Origin of the sequence: Shewanella sp. S1-49-MNA-CIBAN-0167, from assembly GCF_040310145.1 — a bacterium.
GTDB classification, from domain to species: domain Bacteria; phylum Pseudomonadota; class Gammaproteobacteria; order Enterobacterales; family Shewanellaceae; genus Shewanella; species Shewanella psychromarinicola.
This window is the reverse complement of the sequence record NZ_JBEOPO010000007.1, coordinates 96,216-112,400: the sequence shown is the minus strand read 5'-3', so window position 1 is coordinate 112,400 and position 16,185 is coordinate 96,216. Positions and strand designations below refer to the sequence as shown.

General features: G+C 43.3%; 9 protein-coding genes. 6 read left to right on the top strand and 3 right to left on the bottom strand.

The window, feature by feature from the left end; all coding sequences use genetic code 11:
- Positions 1–44 precede the first annotated feature (44 nt).
- A complete protein-coding gene (rapA, locus tag AAEZ00_RS04990; RefSeq protein WP_124012538.1) occupies positions 45–2,951 on the bottom strand; it encodes an RNA polymerase-associated protein RapA in 2,907 nt (968 codons plus the stop codon).
- Between the two features lie 326 nt (positions 2,952–3,277).
- On the opposite strand from rapA, the gene AAEZ00_RS04985 reads away from it, so the two are divergent.
- From AAEZ00_RS04985 to AAEZ00_RS04975, 3 genes are all read left to right on the top strand, one after another.
- Positions 3,278–4,672 carry a PhoH family protein gene (locus AAEZ00_RS04985; RefSeq protein WP_351088404.1) on the top strand — a complete coding sequence of 465 codons (1,395 nt, stop codon included), beginning with the start codon at positions 3,278–3,280 and terminating at the stop codon, positions 4,670–4,672.
- Between the two features lie 634 nt (positions 4,673–5,306).
- Positions 5,307–9,017: a response regulator gene (locus AAEZ00_RS04980; RefSeq protein WP_124012536.1), complete on the top strand. Its 3,711-nt coding sequence runs from the start codon at positions 5,307–5,309 to the stop codon at positions 9,015–9,017.
- A gap of 41 nt (positions 9,018–9,058) precedes the next feature.
- A complete protein-coding gene (locus tag AAEZ00_RS04975; RefSeq protein WP_124012535.1) occupies positions 9,059–11,455 on the top strand; it encodes a zinc-dependent metalloprotease in 2,397 nt (798 codons plus the stop codon).
- 99 nt (positions 11,456–11,554) lie between these two features.
- On the opposite strand, the gene AAEZ00_RS04970 is transcribed toward AAEZ00_RS04975, so the two are convergent.
- The gene (locus AAEZ00_RS04970; protein WP_124012534.1) at positions 11,555–13,399 is read right to left on the bottom strand and encodes a serine/threonine protein kinase; all 1,845 of its coding nucleotides are present in this window, start codon (positions 13,397–13,399) and stop codon (positions 11,555–11,557) included.
- Positions 13,400–13,697: 298 nt separating this feature from the next.
- Here AAEZ00_RS04970 and AAEZ00_RS04965 point away from each other — a divergent pair, with 298 nt between their 5' ends.
- Complete coding sequence (locus AAEZ00_RS04965) at positions 13,698–14,045, top strand: hypothetical protein (RefSeq protein WP_124012533.1); 348 nt, start codon at positions 13,698–13,700, stop codon at positions 14,043–14,045.
- A gap of 98 nt (positions 14,046–14,143) precedes the next feature.
- Entirely contained in the window at positions 14,144–14,803 is a 660-nt protein-coding gene (locus AAEZ00_RS04960) for a thiopurine S-methyltransferase (RefSeq protein WP_351075083.1), read from the top strand.
- 82 nt (positions 14,804–14,885) lie between these two features.
- On the opposite strand, the gene AAEZ00_RS04955 is transcribed toward AAEZ00_RS04960, so the two are convergent.
- Positions 14,886–15,134: a hypothetical protein gene (locus tag AAEZ00_RS04955; RefSeq protein ID WP_101034017.1), complete on the bottom strand. Its 249-nt coding sequence runs from the start codon at positions 15,132–15,134 to the stop codon at positions 14,886–14,888.
- Between the two features lie 156 nt (positions 15,135–15,290).
- On the opposite strand from AAEZ00_RS04955, the gene AAEZ00_RS04950 reads away from it, so the two are divergent.
- Positions 15,291–16,169 (top strand): radical SAM protein, encoded by an 879-nt coding sequence (locus AAEZ00_RS04950; protein ID WP_351075085.1) that lies wholly within the window; start codon positions 15,291–15,293, stop codon positions 16,167–16,169.
- Positions 16,170–16,185: the final 16 nt, after the last annotated feature.

The window sequence follows — 16,185 nt, the reverse complement described above, 5'->3', positions numbered from 1 at the left end:
CTAACTCACCCCCACGGTTAATCCGAGTGGCGGTGAGCGAGTTGTTATACGTGGCTGACAAGCACCATGCGTATTGCATCAAGTTGTAATTGACTGTTGTCCATGTAGCCCGTTAACTCGACCATTTGGTTGCGAATATGTTCTAACTCGTCTTCGCGAATGTTCGGGTTTACGGCTTTTAGGGCTTCAAGTCTTGCTAATTCACCCGTTAATTGCAGTGTCATTTTGCTGCGAGCATCGATCACCAGTTGCGTTAGCGCTTGTTTTGCATATTCTTCACCTTTGGCGAGTAACGGGTGCAAAATAGGCTGAGAGGCATTCACCAGCTTGCTGGCAATATGACGGTTAATGGCACTTAGCTGCTTGTCAAAACTGGCGTAATCAACTTTATCGGCCATATTTAAGCCATTTTTATCCAGCAATACTCGGATGGGTGTTGGTGGTAAATAACGGTATAGCTGAGTGGCTTTAGGTGCAGAGGCATCGGCCATGTAAATCAATTCTAAAAACAGCGTACCAGCAGGTAATGCCTTATTTTTTAGAACCGCGACACTGGTGGTGCCGGTTTCTGAACCGGTAATTAAATCTAAGCCCGTTTGTACTAAAGGATGCTCTTGGGAGATAAACGCAATGTCGTCACGTGCCAAAGCCGTTTCACGATCAAACGTCACCGTAATACCGTCTTCATTTAATCCAGGATAAGTAGGGAACATCATGTGTTCACTAGGGCGTAAGATGATTGAGTTTTCACCGCGATCTTCTTGATCAACACCAATAATGTCCCATAAGCGGATCACCGACCCGATTAGATGAGTATCATTATCGCTGTCTGCTAACCGCTTGATTAACGCATTGGCACGCTCGCCGCCATGGGAGTTTATCTCTAGCAGTTTATCTCGGCCTTGTTCCATTGCCTGTTTAAGCTCTTTGTAACGATGTTGAGTATGGTTGAGTAATTGGATCATTACCTCTTCATCAGCGTCGCAAAGCACATTGATCAGCTCGTCGGCAAATTCATTGAACAACACATGACCGCTAGGGCAGGTCAGTTCAAATGCGTTCAATCCTTGGTGATACCATCGCATCAATCTTTCTTGCGCAGTACCGCGCAGGTAAGGTAAATGAATTTGGATGTCATTTTGTTGGCCAATACGATCTAAACGGCCAATACGCTGCTCTAATAAGTCAGGATTTAGCGGTAAATCAAACAGAATTAAATGGCTAGCAAACTGGAAGTTACGTCCTTCAGATCCAATTTCAGAACAAATTAATGCTTGGGCGCCGCCGTCTTCTTGAGCAAAGTAAGCGCCGGCTTTATCGCGTTCGATAATCGACATATCTTCATGGAATACCGTAGCTTGAATACCTTCGCGGGTGCGCAGCGCTTCTTCAAGGCTTAATGCGGTTTCTGCTTGGCTAGCAATAATCAGTACTTTTTTACTGCGATGCGATTTTAGAAACTCAATTAACCAGTCTACCCGTGGATCAAACTTCCACCAACTGGCGCTGTCGCTTTCAAAGGCTTGATACAGTTTTTCAGGGCTTAATGCCTGGGCGGCTTTTTCTTTTGGTTGTTTGGCGCTGCCCATCATGGCGTTAACGCGTTCAGCAGTAACGTATTGTGGAGGCATCTCATGAGGGTAAGCATTAAATAAACGTTTCGGAAAGCCTTTCACTGATGCGCGGCTATTTCGATAAAGAACACGGCCTGTACCATGACGGTCGAGTAATTCTTGGAGTAATTCCTGTCGTGCTGCTTGTTGTGCTTCAACGTCAACCTCTGTTGACTGGATTAAGCGAATGCTTGGCTGTATGTCTTTTTCGCTAAGCAATTCGGTTAAACTATTAATGGCACTGTCGGGTAATTTAGTGTCTTTAGTTAATGCTTCAGCCGCTTCTGCTACATCTTTATAGCCTGATTCTTCAGTTAAGAAAGCGTCGTAATCGTAAAAACGATCGGGATCGAGCAGGCGTAAACGAGCAAAGTGACTTTGATGACCCAGTTGGTCTGGTGTTGCGGTTAGTAGCAATACGCCAGGGACCACTTCACTTAAGGCTTCGACGGTTTTATAGGCGCGACTAGGTGCCTCTTCTGACCACTCTAAATGGTGAGCTTCATCGACAACCATTAAGTCCCAATCGGCATCTAAGGCTTGTTCAAGACGCTTTTTCTTACGCAGTAAATCAAGTGAGCAAATGATCAACTGTTCGGTGTAAAAAGGATTGTCATTGTCGGCATAAGCTTCAACGCAACGATCTTCATCAAATACTGAAAAACGCAGGTTAAAGCGGCGCAGCATTTCAACTAACCATTGATGGCGGAGTGTGTCTGGCACTATCACCAAAATGCGTTCAGCACGGCCAGTGAGTAATTGCTGATGAATAATTAAGCCAGCCTCAATGGTTTTACCTAAACCGACTTCATCGGCCAGTAGTACGCGCGGGGCGTAACGGCTACCGACTTCATGAGCGATCCACTGTTGATGCGCAATTAAGCCTACTCGTGGGCCTTGCTGGCCGAGTAAGTCTGAGGTGGCTAATTTGTGGCGTAATAACTGACATTGGTAACGCACACCAAAGCGTTCTAAGCGATCAATTTGCCCAGCGAACAAACGGTCTTGGGGTTTATTAAAGCGAATGTTGTGATTCAGCATTGTCTCACGAAGACTGACTTTTTCTTGAGTTTCGCTATGAATACCATGGTAAATCACCAATTGATTTTTTTCTTCAAGCTCTTCAATGGTGATACTCCAACCATCACCGCTTTCAACAGTGTCACCTGGGTTAAAAATAACCCGGGTTAAGGGAGCTTCACTGCGGGAAAACATCCGGTTTTCTCCAGTGGCAGGGAATAGCAGCGTAATCATGCGGCCTTCAACTTGAACGACTGTCCCTAATCCGAGTTCTGACTCGGTATCACTTATCCAGCGTTGACCTAAGGCAAACGACATCTATTACTCTCATTTATTGCGTGAAACAAAAAAGGGGGCGTATGTTAAACCAAACCCATCCAGATTGAAATTCTAGCATTGATTTATCGTTCAGATATTCATTTTTACATCATATTGACATGTTAGCGTCATATTGACGTCATAGTGTGAAACAAAGGCGATAGTGATGATATTGAGTTCTTACTCGACAAGTGGCATATTTTATTGAGGCAAGCATTGCGCATGGCAATGGCCTGTTTTCAAAGAGGCTTTAATTATTCCTTTAATGTTATACGTTTAGCTAAGTGATATTGATAACTTTTCATTGAGAGCACTCTGGAGGCACCATGGAACAAAACGACAGAAAGTTGTTTGTACTGGATACCAACGTGTTACTGCATGAACCTTTAGCGATATATTCGTTTAAAGAACATGACGTAATTATTCCCATGACTGTGTTAGAAGAACTCGATAGCATCAAGGATAGGAAGCGAGATGTCAGTCGTGATGCACGGGTTGCCATACGTGCATTAGAAGATATTTTGGGTGGTCCCACGACTCCGGAGCAAATTTTAAAAGGCGTTGCGTTGCCCACTCGTGAAGAACATTCAGACGTTTCTGGTCATTTGTCGATTTTCCCAGATCACCAAATAGAGTTTATTATCGGCTCACTACCCGGTGATAATAACGATAACCGCATTATCAACACCGCGCTGCATTTACAAAAAATCCATTCTCCCCGCACCGTGGTGTTAGTTACCAAAGACATTAACATGCGCTTAAAAGCCAAAGGCGCGGGTATTGAGCGAGTAGAAGATTACCGCAGAGATCAGTTGATTGATGATGTGCGATTTCTCGCCAAAGGCTTTTATCAATTCTCCGGAGATTTTTGGCAAAATGTCGATAAAGTGTCGACGGATCGTAAAGATCGTCATACGGTTCATCAAGTGCCATTGGAGCATCTTGGTAATGAAAACTTTTACCTTAATCAGTATTTAATTGACGACAGTTCTGATTTTTGTGGCCGTGTTGCCAGTAAAACTGAGCAACATTTGCAGATAATTGATCGCGGCCGTGATCGCTTATTACATCATCAAGCGTGGGGGGTGAAGCCGAAGAATATTTATCAAGGCATGGCGTTGGATGCTTTGCTGGACCCTGACATTGAATTGATTATTTTGACTGGCCCCGCGGGGTGCGGTAAGACGCTATTAGCCATGGCGGCGGCATTAGAACTGGTGGTTGAACGCAAGCGGTATGACAAAATTATTGTCACCCGTAACACTCCCGAAATTGCTGAATCGATAGGTTTTTTACCGGGCACCGAAGAAGAGAAAATGACCCCTTGGTTAGCCGCTATTACCGATACACTTGAAGTGCTGCATAAAAATGATGTTAATCCCAGTGGCAGTGTTAATTACATTATGGAGAAGGCTAACATTCAGTTTAAGTCGATTAACTTTATGCGTGGCCGCTCTATTCAAAACTCGGTGGTCATATTGGATGAATGCCAAAACTTAACCGCATCACAAATTAAAACCATGATCACGCGGATGGGCGAAGGGACTAAATTGATTTGCAGTGGTAATTTAGCCCAAATCGATTCGACTTACTTAACCGCGGTTACATCGGGATTAACCTACATGGTTGAACGTTTTAAAGACTTTGAAGGCAGTGCCAATATTTACCTCGATGGCGTGGTACGGTCGCGTTTAGCCGAGTTTGCTGAGGAACATTTGTAACCGTTTAACCGATTGAGATAGTGGCCACAAAGAGGGTTCTATATCCCGCCATATAATAAGGTTACATTGTGTAACCTTATTAACTTTCTTATCAATGGTTTAAAATCAGTCTTAATATTTGTTGTCTGTATTATAGCCATCGTATTCATTATCGCCGCTTATCGCGGCGATTCACATTGCGCGAATCAAGGCGAAGCCTTGAAGGCATAGTGTTGTTCAGCAACCACTGCTGCGTTGTTCTACCTCCTGCGTCAGACCTCCCTGGAAGGTTATTTTTTATGGCACAAAATAGACCATGCAATCGTACGTTTAAAAACGTCAACGCAGAGTCAAGTGATTTGAAACTTGGCCATTGAGCGGCTCAAGCGTTCCACTTCTGCGCTGGATTAACGTAAATGGCAATCGCCACTCTAGGATTAATTCACCTTAAACTGAAAGCTTGAGTGGCTCTGAATTGTTCAGATAATTAATGTGATTGGTATCACTTGCAGGTTGGACAAGTGCCTAAGGAGCCATTAATACATGTGCTTGAGCTTATCTTCCTGATATCATAATCATTCGTTTTTTATTGCCGATTATTTGGTGTTATTCGTTCGACAGCGAGTCTTCCTTTACGCTGTATCAAGGGTGGTTAATGAAACCGACTGAGCCAGACTTACAATTAAAATCTCCTATTCAACGTAATTATAACCGAGCGGTGTTTTACACCTATATCGGCGTGATTGTGATGGCCTTATTGACGGCAGGCATTATGTTTGAACGTCAAAAAGAGCAGCAAATTCAACAAAGAGAAGAACAAGTTGCTCGTCATGTTATGCAAATCGATTTATTGCTTGAGTCGAGTATTCGCGCGGTGAAAAGTTTGCGTGATGTGGCGGTGGATCATTTACGCTTGGGTGAATTTGTGCGTAAAGAGCGATTACCTCAATATGAAAAATTTAACGAAGATGGTCAGTATTTTACCTTAGAACCCAATTATGCCAACAGCGGCGTGCCGTTTACTAATATGGGGCGTATTACTGGCGCTGGATCGTTAGATAATCGCAGTGAGAGCTTTTATCAAGAGCTTGAAATGCTATTTGAGCTATCATTATCCTTCCCTGTCGCCAAAGAAGCCGCCCCTAAAGCCTCATCGATTTATTATATTTCTAAGCGTCGAATGATGTCATTTTATCCATGGGAAAGTAATGACTTACGCTTTAGAGACGAACTGCTCAATAAGAAACAATTTCAACTATCAACGCCTTCAATGAACCCACAACGGAGTGTCTTTTGGAGCGAGGCATATATTGATTCGGCTCATCAAGGTTTAATTACTACGCTTGGGTTGCCAGTGTATCTAGCTGATGAGTTTATCGGTTCAATTAACCTCGACATGACCTTATCGTCGCTAGATAAGCAAATTCGCACCTATTTTAAAATGCCTGGCACAGTTATTTTGCTTGACCAGCAAAATAATATTTTATCTCACAGTGATTTCGACTCCAGTGAAATGAATAAGGTTTACCACATTAGTCAGCGTATTCCGGCTGAGTTACATTCATTATCTGAATCTGAGCTATTTGATGCCCACGAAGGCATTTTGCGAAACGGTTATTACATTCATAGTGTGGCACTGCATAACGCGCCTTGGCGATTACTGTATTTACAAGATGAAGATGATTTATTTAAAGACTCGTGGGACAAACTGCAACTGAGTTTTCTGTTCGTGGTGCTGGCCTTGTCTCTGTTAGTGACCATAGTGCATTGGCAGACTCGCCGTGCATTCGTCAGCCCTGCTTCTCGGTTGTTAACACACTTAGAAGCATGCTCACAAACACCGATTAGACCGCCTGAAAAAATAACCCGTGGTTGGGAACCGTGGTTTGCATTAGTGAGCCGTATTTTTGAAGAGAACCGCCAGTATACTCTCCACTTAGCTGAACAAAATAAACGTCTGGACAACTTAGTGGCGCGGCGAACTCAGCGTTTACGCGAAACCACCGAACGACGCGAACGTGAATTTGCGTTATTGCGATCACTCATTGATTCGATCCCTGAAGCGATTGTGTTTAAAGACAAAGAAGGCAAATATTTAGGCTGTAATAAGTCAGCTGAACGAATGCTGGGCTACAGCGAAAATGAGATTATTGGCTTAACGTCATCAGAAGTGGTGAGCCCAGAGAAAGGCTTGCGCATTGGTGAAGAAGACAAGAAAGTACTGAGTCAGCAACATTCATTACGTTACCAAGAACGGGTCAATATTGAAGGCAAACCGGTATTACTCGATACCTTTAAACTGCCGTTTTATAATCGCCGTGGCGAACTATTAGGCTTGATTTCAGTTTGGCGCGATATTACTCGTGAATACGATGCTGCTGAGCAATTGCGTTTGTCTGAGCAGCGTTATCATCTTGCCATGGATGCGGTAGAAGATGGTTTGTGGGATTGGTATATTGATTCCGAACAAATCATTTGTAATCCAGCCTTTTATTCGATGTTGGGTTATCAAGCCAACGAATTTCCACCATTACTGGCATCCATTGATGAGTTGTATCACCCAGATGATCGTGATCGAGTGCAAGAATACCGCGCTCAGTATGTCCGCGATCCGGTTGGCACTTATGAAATTGAATTTAGAATGCGCGGTAAAAATGATCTGTATTACTGGGTGTTATCCCGTGGTCGTGCAGTTGAGTTCTCTGAGGACGGTTGCAGCAAGCGCATGCTAGGTACTCATAAAGATATTACTCGCCAGAAGAGTAATGAAGTTGCCTTACTTGAAGCAAAACAAGAAGCCGAATTAGCCAACATGTATAAGAGTGAGTTTTTGGCCAATATGAGTCATGAAATTCGTACTCCAATGAATGCCATCATTGGGATGTTGCAGTTGGCGCAACGCACAAGTTTAACCGTGCAGCAGCAAGATTATCTTAATAAAGCAGGGTTTTCGGCCCAATCGTTACTGCGAATTATTAATGATATTTTAGATTTTTCGAAAATCGAGGCTGGCAAATTAGAGCTAGAAAGAGTCGCTTTTCCACTGGATAAAGTGCTTGATCATGTGATTGATATTAATGCCATTAAAGCCCAAGAAAAAGGCGTTGAACTCTTGCTATATGCACCGGTAACGGCGGGATTAATTTTAAACGGTGATCCGCTGCGTTTAGGCCAAGTTTTAGTCAATTTATTGTCCAATGCGGTTAAATTTACCCAAACGGGTGAGGTTGAGCTGGGTTGTGAAGACGTGGGTGAGCGTGACGACCGTATTACGCTGAAGTTCTGGGTGCGTGATACCGGTATTGGTATTAATAAAGATCATCAAGCAATGCTGTTTGATGCCTTTTCGCAAGCCGATGGCTCAACCACGCGTAAATACGGCGGTACAGGCTTAGGTTTGTCGATTAGTAAACATTTGGTGTCCATGATGGGCGGCACTATGCAAGTTGAGTCTGAAATGGGCACGGGCAGTAAGTTCAGTTTTACGATTAGTTTTGAAATTGCCGAGGAACAAGTCGTCGAACCACTTGTGGTTCCAGAACAATTAAATAATCTCACTACACTGGTGGTTGACGATAACCCAAGCGCATTACAAATATATTCAGCATTGATGAAAGATTTTAGTTTTGGGGTGAACTCAGCTAACAGTGGCCCAAAAGCACTGGATATGTTGCGTAAAAAACCGGTCGATTTATTGTTGTTAGACTGGATGATGCCAGAAATGAACGGCAGCGAGGTTATCACGGCGATTGATAAAATGGTCGAAGATGGTAGCTTAGCAAAACGGCCGATCATTATGTTAATGACCGCTTATGCCGCAGAGCCATTAGACCATGAGCTGCAAACAAAGTCGGTTTATGCGGTGTTACAAAAGCCGTTTAAAGCGTCGGCATTATTTGATGAGATTATTAACGCCTTTGCCAAAGAGCCTAAGCTTAATTCCATGCCGGTGATTATTGAAGCTGAACCTACTAAGGCATCGGGTTTGATCTTGTTGGTCGAAGATAACGTGATCAACCAACAAGTGGCATCTGAATTACTCAAAAGTGCCGGGTATGAAGTGGTGATTGCTGATAATGGTCAAGTCGCATTAGATATGATTGACTCTCAGCCGTTTGATGCGGTGTTAATGGATATTCAAATGCCGATCATGGATGGATTAACCGCTACTGCTGAATTACGCAAACGTTACAACAAAGAACAGATGCCCATCATCGCCATGACAGCACATGCCATGTCGGGTGATAAAGAAAAAAGTTTAGCCGCAGGTATGAATGCACACATTACTAAGCCGATAGTGCTTAGCGAATTATTTGAAACTTTATCTCATTGGATTAATTATAAAAATAATCATAAAGACGATTAGTATTTTTCGACGATAGGGTATTAACGACAGGGAAATTAATTATGATCCGCCGCAGTATTTCATTGGCATTGTTGCTGGCTATTACACCAGTAACGTTACTTTCTCACAGTGCGATAGCGGCCAGCGATGCCGCTCGAAAAATCATTAAGAGTGCTGAAGCGGCAAAAGGCTTTATTAATCTGTTTTATGACGCCAAATCTGCAGAGTTGTACCTGCAAGCGGATAAGCTTAATCAACCCTTTCTATTGATCACAAGCTTACCCCATGGCGTCGGTTCAAACGATATTGGCTTAGACCGTGGCCAGCTAGGCCAAACTCGGATGGTACAGTTTGAGCAACATGGCCCCTATGTCGTGTTAAAGCAGCTTAATACCCATTTTCGCGCCTCCAGTGATAACGTTGCCGAACGTCAAGCCGTAACACAAGCTTTTGCCGAGTCGATTTTATGGCGGGGTAAATTAGTGCAAGGTAAAACGGCGATAGTCGCAATTAATGACTTAGTGATCGATGATTTACATGGGGTGTCTGATGTATTAGCGGCAACCAAACAAGGTGAGTACAGCTTAGACAGCAGCCGCTCAGTGATTTTACCCCAAGGGATTAAGTCGTTTGAACGTAATGCCGATATTGATGTTAATTTAACCTTTAAGGCCAACAAAGCGGGCAAACAAGTGGCGCAAGTTACTCCAGACGGTAAATTGTTATCGGTGCGGGTGCGTTATTCATTTGTGCAACTCCCTGATGTTGGCTACCAGCCCCGCCGTTATCATCCCATGAGCGGTTATTGGTCCGATCAATATCTTGACTATTCAACCGCCATCGATCAACCGCTGACGCAACGTTATTTGCTGCGTCACAGATTAGAAAAAGTGACCCCAGGAGACGCGCCCAGTAAGGTGGTGACCCCTATTGTGTATTACCTCGACCCAGGTGTTCCAGAGCCTATTCGAAGTGCATTACTCGAGGGTGCCCGCTGGTGGGAAACGGCCTTTACAAATGCCGGTTTTATTGATGGCTTCAAGGTTGAATTACTCCCCGAAGGCGCAGACCCTCAAGATATGCGCTATAACATGATCCAATGGGTGCACCGTGCCACGAGAGGCTGGTCATATGGCGCCGTTGTTACCGATCCTCGTACCGGTGAGATCATTAAAGGTAATGTCACGCTCGGCAGCTTAAGAGTTCGTCAAGACCATCTCATTGCGCGCGGGCTTACCGCAGGCTGGCCAGATCGACACGCCGCGGATAATGCGGCAATGGCATTATCACTTGCGCGTATTCGTCAGCTAGCTGCCCATGAAGTTGGCCATACATTAGGCCTTGATCATAATTTTGCCGCATCAACAAACGATAATGCCTCTGTGATGGATTATCCGCACCCCTATGTGAGTATTCAAGGCGATAAAATAGATATCTCAGCGCCATACAGGGAAGGGATTGGCGAGTGGGACAAATACACCATAGCCTATGGTTATGGTGACCCTTCACAGGCTGATGCGTTGTTAACCTCGACCTTGAGTAAAGGTTTTCGGTATATTGGCGAAGCAGATTCCCGCAGCGCAAACGCCAGCAATGCATATGCCAGCTTATGGGATCGTGGTAACGATGCTGTCGCGGAGCTACTGCGGTTAGAGGCGGTGCGCCGTAAAGTCATTGACGATTTTAATTCAGATGCTTTATTAGCGGGTGAGCCTCATGGCGAATTAGCGGATGTATTTGTGCCTCTTTACTTGCTCACTCGTTACCAAATAGAAGCCGCCGCAAAGTGGATTGGCGGTGCTGATTACAGCTATCAACAGGTCGGTGCTGGTGTTCGTTGGAATTATATTCGCCCCAAAATGCAACTTGCTGCACTCGATTCATTACTGGCGAGTTTACAAAACTCAAGCTTATTGGTACCCAATAATGTGTTACAAGCATTGGTGCCTAAAGCGGGTAATTATCAAAAAACACGCGAAAGTTTTGGATCAAACTTAGGTGTTATCACCGATCCGGTGGCCATGGCAGAAGTGATGAGTCGCCATATTGTGTCGCAACTATTAACGCCTGAGCGTTTAAATCGAGTCAGTCAGGCCTATATGGGCGATAGTCAGCAGCTGTCGGTGGTTCAATTAATCGATAAGCTTGTTGGCATGAGTTTATACCAAGATTTACCGAGTGGCCAAGGCTTAGCAATACAAATGCGGGTGAATGCGGTGGTTATTGACAGTCTATTAGCGGCTTACCACAATCCTAAAACCGCCCCGGAAGTAAAAGCGCAGTTAGCCGCCAGAGTCGACTATATTGTCAAGCAGCTTAAACGGCGCAGTAATCGTGGTAGTGATTATCAATCGGCGCATTATGATTGGCTGTTCCAAGGTATTACCAAAGGAATGACGGATTCGACCTACCGATTAATTGCCAAGCCTGTGGACATGCCACCAGGTTCGCCAATTTAAGCACTACTAATTTAAGTGCTGTTGATTTAAATGTTGATAATACGCGACCTATAGAGCTCGCGTATTTGTGTGTATCACAGCAATAACCTAGTTTGTGTTTTAAGTGTGTGACACTTTTGTATTGAGCAAAATAGGTTTGTGAGTGATGACTTTAGGATTTTTAGGATAGAAATCATCTGCTTTACGCTCGATATGGCTAAATTGACGGGTATTTTTGTAGGGCAGTTTCATAAACCCCGAAATGCCATGACCTTGAATTTTATTCGCCTGAGCAATAATGCGATCTAAACTAGCTCGGAATGAAGCTTGTTTACGTGGATTTAATAATCGTAAATAACTGTGAATTTTTAAGTGATTAGGTAACGCTTCAAAAATAATACAACCGGTGTGATGGATTTGATTTAACCACCCTAGCTCGGTCATAATTTCTGCTGGTAGTTCCAAGTTTTCTTCCGGATCTTTACCGTCTTCAAAGTACGAGTGAAGGCGAGATTTGTCTTCTAAGGTGGGCACATCGCCGACTTCAAAAGGCATTTGCAGTTCACCGGTTATTTTATATTGATGCTCAGTACTTTTTCGCTCAAGGTGTAAGGTGTCTTTGGCATTAAAGAAGCAAGCTTTAAACACCCCAATTCGTTTAATTCCCCGCGCCATCGTCACCATATTATTAACCGCCAATATTAACGGCGCTTTCGTATCGGGATCGTAGATCGCTAAATTTGAGTCGATATACACGCCAGATTTTTGCCAATGTATCACCAGTCCACCGACAATAGGATATTGTGCCAGACGACCCACTGCGGCAATAAAGCCTTTTTCGGTATCAGCCATGCCCGCCATAAAATTACGATAATATTTATCTAATTGCACATCATCCATTTTGGCAATAGGATCTTGGGTATTGTGCTCTTTTAAAAACGATTTCCGCGAACTGTAACTCACTGTTTCAACTGTTTTTGATCGCGGTTGAGCCCACACCGGAATATCTGGTGTTAACGGAGGGGTTGATAATATCGGTAAATGCATTCTATGGCTGTGGCGCAGACTTTTGAGAAAATAATCACCCGCCAGATTACGGCGTTCAACATCATCACTGAGCATTGCATCAAGTGTTTTTGCCAGCTCGATGGGCAGTCCGATGCTGGTGGCGGGAATGACTTTTTTGCCGAAACGACTAATTTGTCCTGATGCGAGTGCATACAAGGTTGCTGCAGCGCCTTGCTCGTCAAATCGTGGGGTTGATAACGCGCCACTAAGTTGTTCGTCACCAATAAAATACACATCCCCCATGCGCGCATTAGTATGCTGTTGATCGCTTGATAGTAATGACATGACATTGTCATCAACCGCGCGGTTGTGTTCATCTCGCTGAGCAAAGACCGCAGAGCCCCAATCGATTAATGATAATTTGTCGGTTTCAATGTCATAAACTAGGTTAGACGGCTTAATATCGCCATGAACTAACGGTTTACCCTTACGCAGATAATATAAAATATTCGCCAATTGCCTTGCAATACTGACGATCATTATCGGTGGCAAAGCCCCTAATCGCTGGCAAATTTTGTCGAGGTCTTCGCCTTTAGCCCGCTCCATCACTAAAATACCTTGCTTACCGACGCGTTCAAATTTAATCGCTTCGGGTACGTTGGGATGTTTTACTTGGCTAAGCATATAGGCTTCTTCTTCTAGCCTATCTTGGACACTTTGAGGTAAATTTACCCTTGAGAATTTAAACACGTGTGACTGGCCAAACTCATTGATCCCCGCAAAAACAAAACCATAGGCTCCCTTACCAATAAATTCAATGTGCTGGTATCCCAGCTTACTCAACTGTTGCTTACACAGGCGGATCCAAGCCTTATGCTTGCGAGCGTCATTGGCGCTTAGCAGGTAGATAGACTGTTCTTCATTGATATAAAAATGTTGGAGTTGCGGTGTTTGCAAAGTAAACCTCCGTTGACGGTTAGTTCATTAAACCTTGATTAGCCTTACTGCGGCAAGTGCTTCTTATTTAAAACAAGCCATTTTATTCAAACACCAGCGCGGTCTATTTAAATAAAGCCACCTGTTTATCTAAAAACCACCACAGTATTTTCACCAATCAGCGCTTTTTATTTATAAATGGCAGCTTCCTAGCTAAAAAAAACCGATAAGTAAACCTTGACCTATATCAAATCAAAATGGATCTACACTCGGTACTATTACAGCAAGAGTTAATTAACGCTTATGGCGAGAGGTTATTATGAATAATATCAATAAAGCTGAGCTTATTCAGCTATTTAAGTTCCCACGGCAGCGAATTTTACAATCAATGGAAGTGACCCACTGCCCCCATGCGGTGTTTTTTAATGATAGTGATGAGCAATGCATTACCTGTCATCAGGGTGAAGAGTGTTTGTGGATTAATCATAATGATGAAATGGTCGCACTTGAGTTGAAGTCGATTGAGCAATTAACGCAGCAATTATTAATAGCGGTTGATTATATTGACTCTAATTTAAGTCCACATCATATGTCGCGCCGAAAGTGTCAATGTGAAAACTGTCGTTGGTTAAAACAAGTGCAAATGACCCTAGGCGGTAAAGCCTAGTCAGCGGAATGCCAAATCATCACTGGAGGTTGCATCCGGTTTTTTTAGTCTTTAAAGTAGCCAGTATCTCATTAGCAACTTGACTGAAGAATAGCATCATGGAACCCAGCTTTTGGCATGAAAAATGGCAATTACAACAAATCGGTTTTCATCAATACCAAGTGAACCCTTTTTTAGTAAAATATTGGCCGCGTATAGGCTTGGCTGAAAATAGTAAGGTATTTGTTCCTTTATGTGGCAAATCGTTGGATATGTTTTATTTGGCCGAGAAACGTCATACGGTGCTGGGGTGTGAATTAAATACCTTAGCCGTTGAACAATTTTTTACAGATAATGATCTTGCTTATCAAGTTACCCATACCGATGATCACGCGGTATTCTCCACAGATCAAGTGACCTTATATCAAGGTGATATTTTTACGTTGCCCACAAGTGTAACAACATCTATTGGTGGTTTTTACGATCGCGCTGCGCTGATTGCGTGGCCAGAAGCAATGCGTCAACAGTATGTTAAAGCACTCGCTGCGCTTATTCCTGCCAATGTCAGTGGATTACTCATTACCCTTGATTACCCACAAGAGAGCCTAAAAGGGCCACCATTTGCAGTCAGTCCAAGTTGGGTTGAAACCTATTTAAGGCCTTATTTCAATATTGAATTACTGGAGTGCGTGGACGTGTTGGCCGATAATCCGAGGTTTGTTAATAAACAGGTTCCTTGGCTTAATGAAGCTGTGTATAAATTGACTCGAAAGCCATAACATCGACCTAAAAAAACCTACCGATAAGCTCTGTAGGTTTTAATATAACGCTGATGAGCGTTTTAAGCAGCGTCTAGTGAGATTATCTAAGGATTATTTGGGGCCGTAAATCGACTTCACCGTCAGCATAAATAGCAGCAATATCATCTTGCTGGCAAATGACAGCCACAGGTCCTCTGGGCATATGACGCACAAATAATAATCGGTAGCCATAGCGATGTAAGTCGTAAAGTGCGAGTTTTTGATCCGCGGTGGTTAAATCCCAATGCTCGTCGTGATTCAGTACATCCTTGTTACGTCGATCATTTATTTGATATGCAACTTGAGTCATAATCCTTTCACCTAAGTCTTTTAAATTGTTTATTAATTGTTGACTGTATTACTATAACGATAAAACTTTTGAATGATAGTTTTTTGAACAGTTTTAGTATAAAAACTCCGAGTTATGTTAAGGCGAGCTCACATTCACATCAATATGGATATTCAGATGCTTAATTACATTGAACCAGTATTTCGCCCACCTTCAGAGGGGAAGTCATTAATTTTACAGGTCACCAATGGTTGCAGCTGGAATCAGTGTAGTTTTTGCGACATGTATACCCAACCTCAAAAACAGTTTCGAGCACAAAAGCTCGATAGAATTGAACTGGATATACTTACGGCAGCCGCATCTGGTTATCCATTTAGTCGGGTCTTTTTTGCTGACGGTGATGCGATGACGTTACCGTTTAATCGTTTAAAAGCCATTTGCGAACTCATTAATACTCATCTACCTCGAGTGACCCGGATTAGCAGCTATTGTTTACCGCGAAACCTTAATAATAAAACGGTCGAGCAATTATCCGAATTACGGGAAATGGGCTTATCCATTTTGTATATTGGCTGTGAAAGTGGTGATGACGAAGTGCTAAAACGAATTAATAAAGGCGAAACGTTTGCCTCATCCATAGCTGCGCTGCAGAAAATTAACCAAGCAGGCATCAAATCATCAGTAATGATTTTAATGGGCTTAGGTGGGGTGCAATTATCTCGTCAACACGCGATTGCATCGGCTGAATTAATGAATGCTGCTCAACCCGACTATTTATCGACACTGGTGGTGACATTACCGCTGGGAACAGAGCGAATGGATGAGGTATTTGATGGTCAGTTTGTATTGCCAGATCAAAGCGGTTTACTGTTAGAGATGCACACCTTATTAAGTCACCTTAAGCTGGATAAAACGATTTTTCGTTCTGATCACGCCTCGAACTACCTAGTGCTTAAAGGTATTTTAGGTAAAGATAAGTCTGCATTAGTCGCCCAAATCGAGCAGGCATTACACGGAATTATCCCGTTGCGACAAGAATGGCAACGGGGCTTGTAGCGGCGTTTACAATAAT

Coding starts and splice junctions, on each gene's coding strand:
- rapA (WP_124012538.1), bottom strand. CDS start 2,951: ATGTCGTTTGCCTTAGGTCAACGCTGGATAAGTGATACCGAGTCAGAA.
- AAEZ00_RS04985 (WP_351088404.1), top strand. CDS start 3,278: ATGGAACAAAACGACAGAAAGTTGTTTGTACTGGATACCAACGTGTTA.
- AAEZ00_RS04980 (WP_124012536.1), top strand. CDS start 5,307: ATGAAACCGACTGAGCCAGACTTACAATTAAAATCTCCTATTCAACGT.
- AAEZ00_RS04975 (WP_124012535.1), top strand. CDS start 9,059: ATGATCCGCCGCAGTATTTCATTGGCATTGTTGCTGGCTATTACACCA.
- AAEZ00_RS04965 (WP_124012533.1), top strand. CDS start 13,698: ATGAATAATATCAATAAAGCTGAGCTTATTCAGCTATTTAAGTTCCCA.
- AAEZ00_RS04960 (WP_351075083.1), top strand. CDS start 14,144: ATGGAACCCAGCTTTTGGCATGAAAAATGGCAATTACAACAAATCGGT.
- AAEZ00_RS04955 (WP_101034017.1), bottom strand. CDS start 15,134: ATGACTCAAGTTGCATATCAAATAAATGATCGACGTAACAAGGATGTA.
- AAEZ00_RS04950 (WP_351075085.1), top strand. CDS start 15,291: ATGCTTAATTACATTGAACCAGTATTTCGCCCACCTTCAGAGGGGAAG.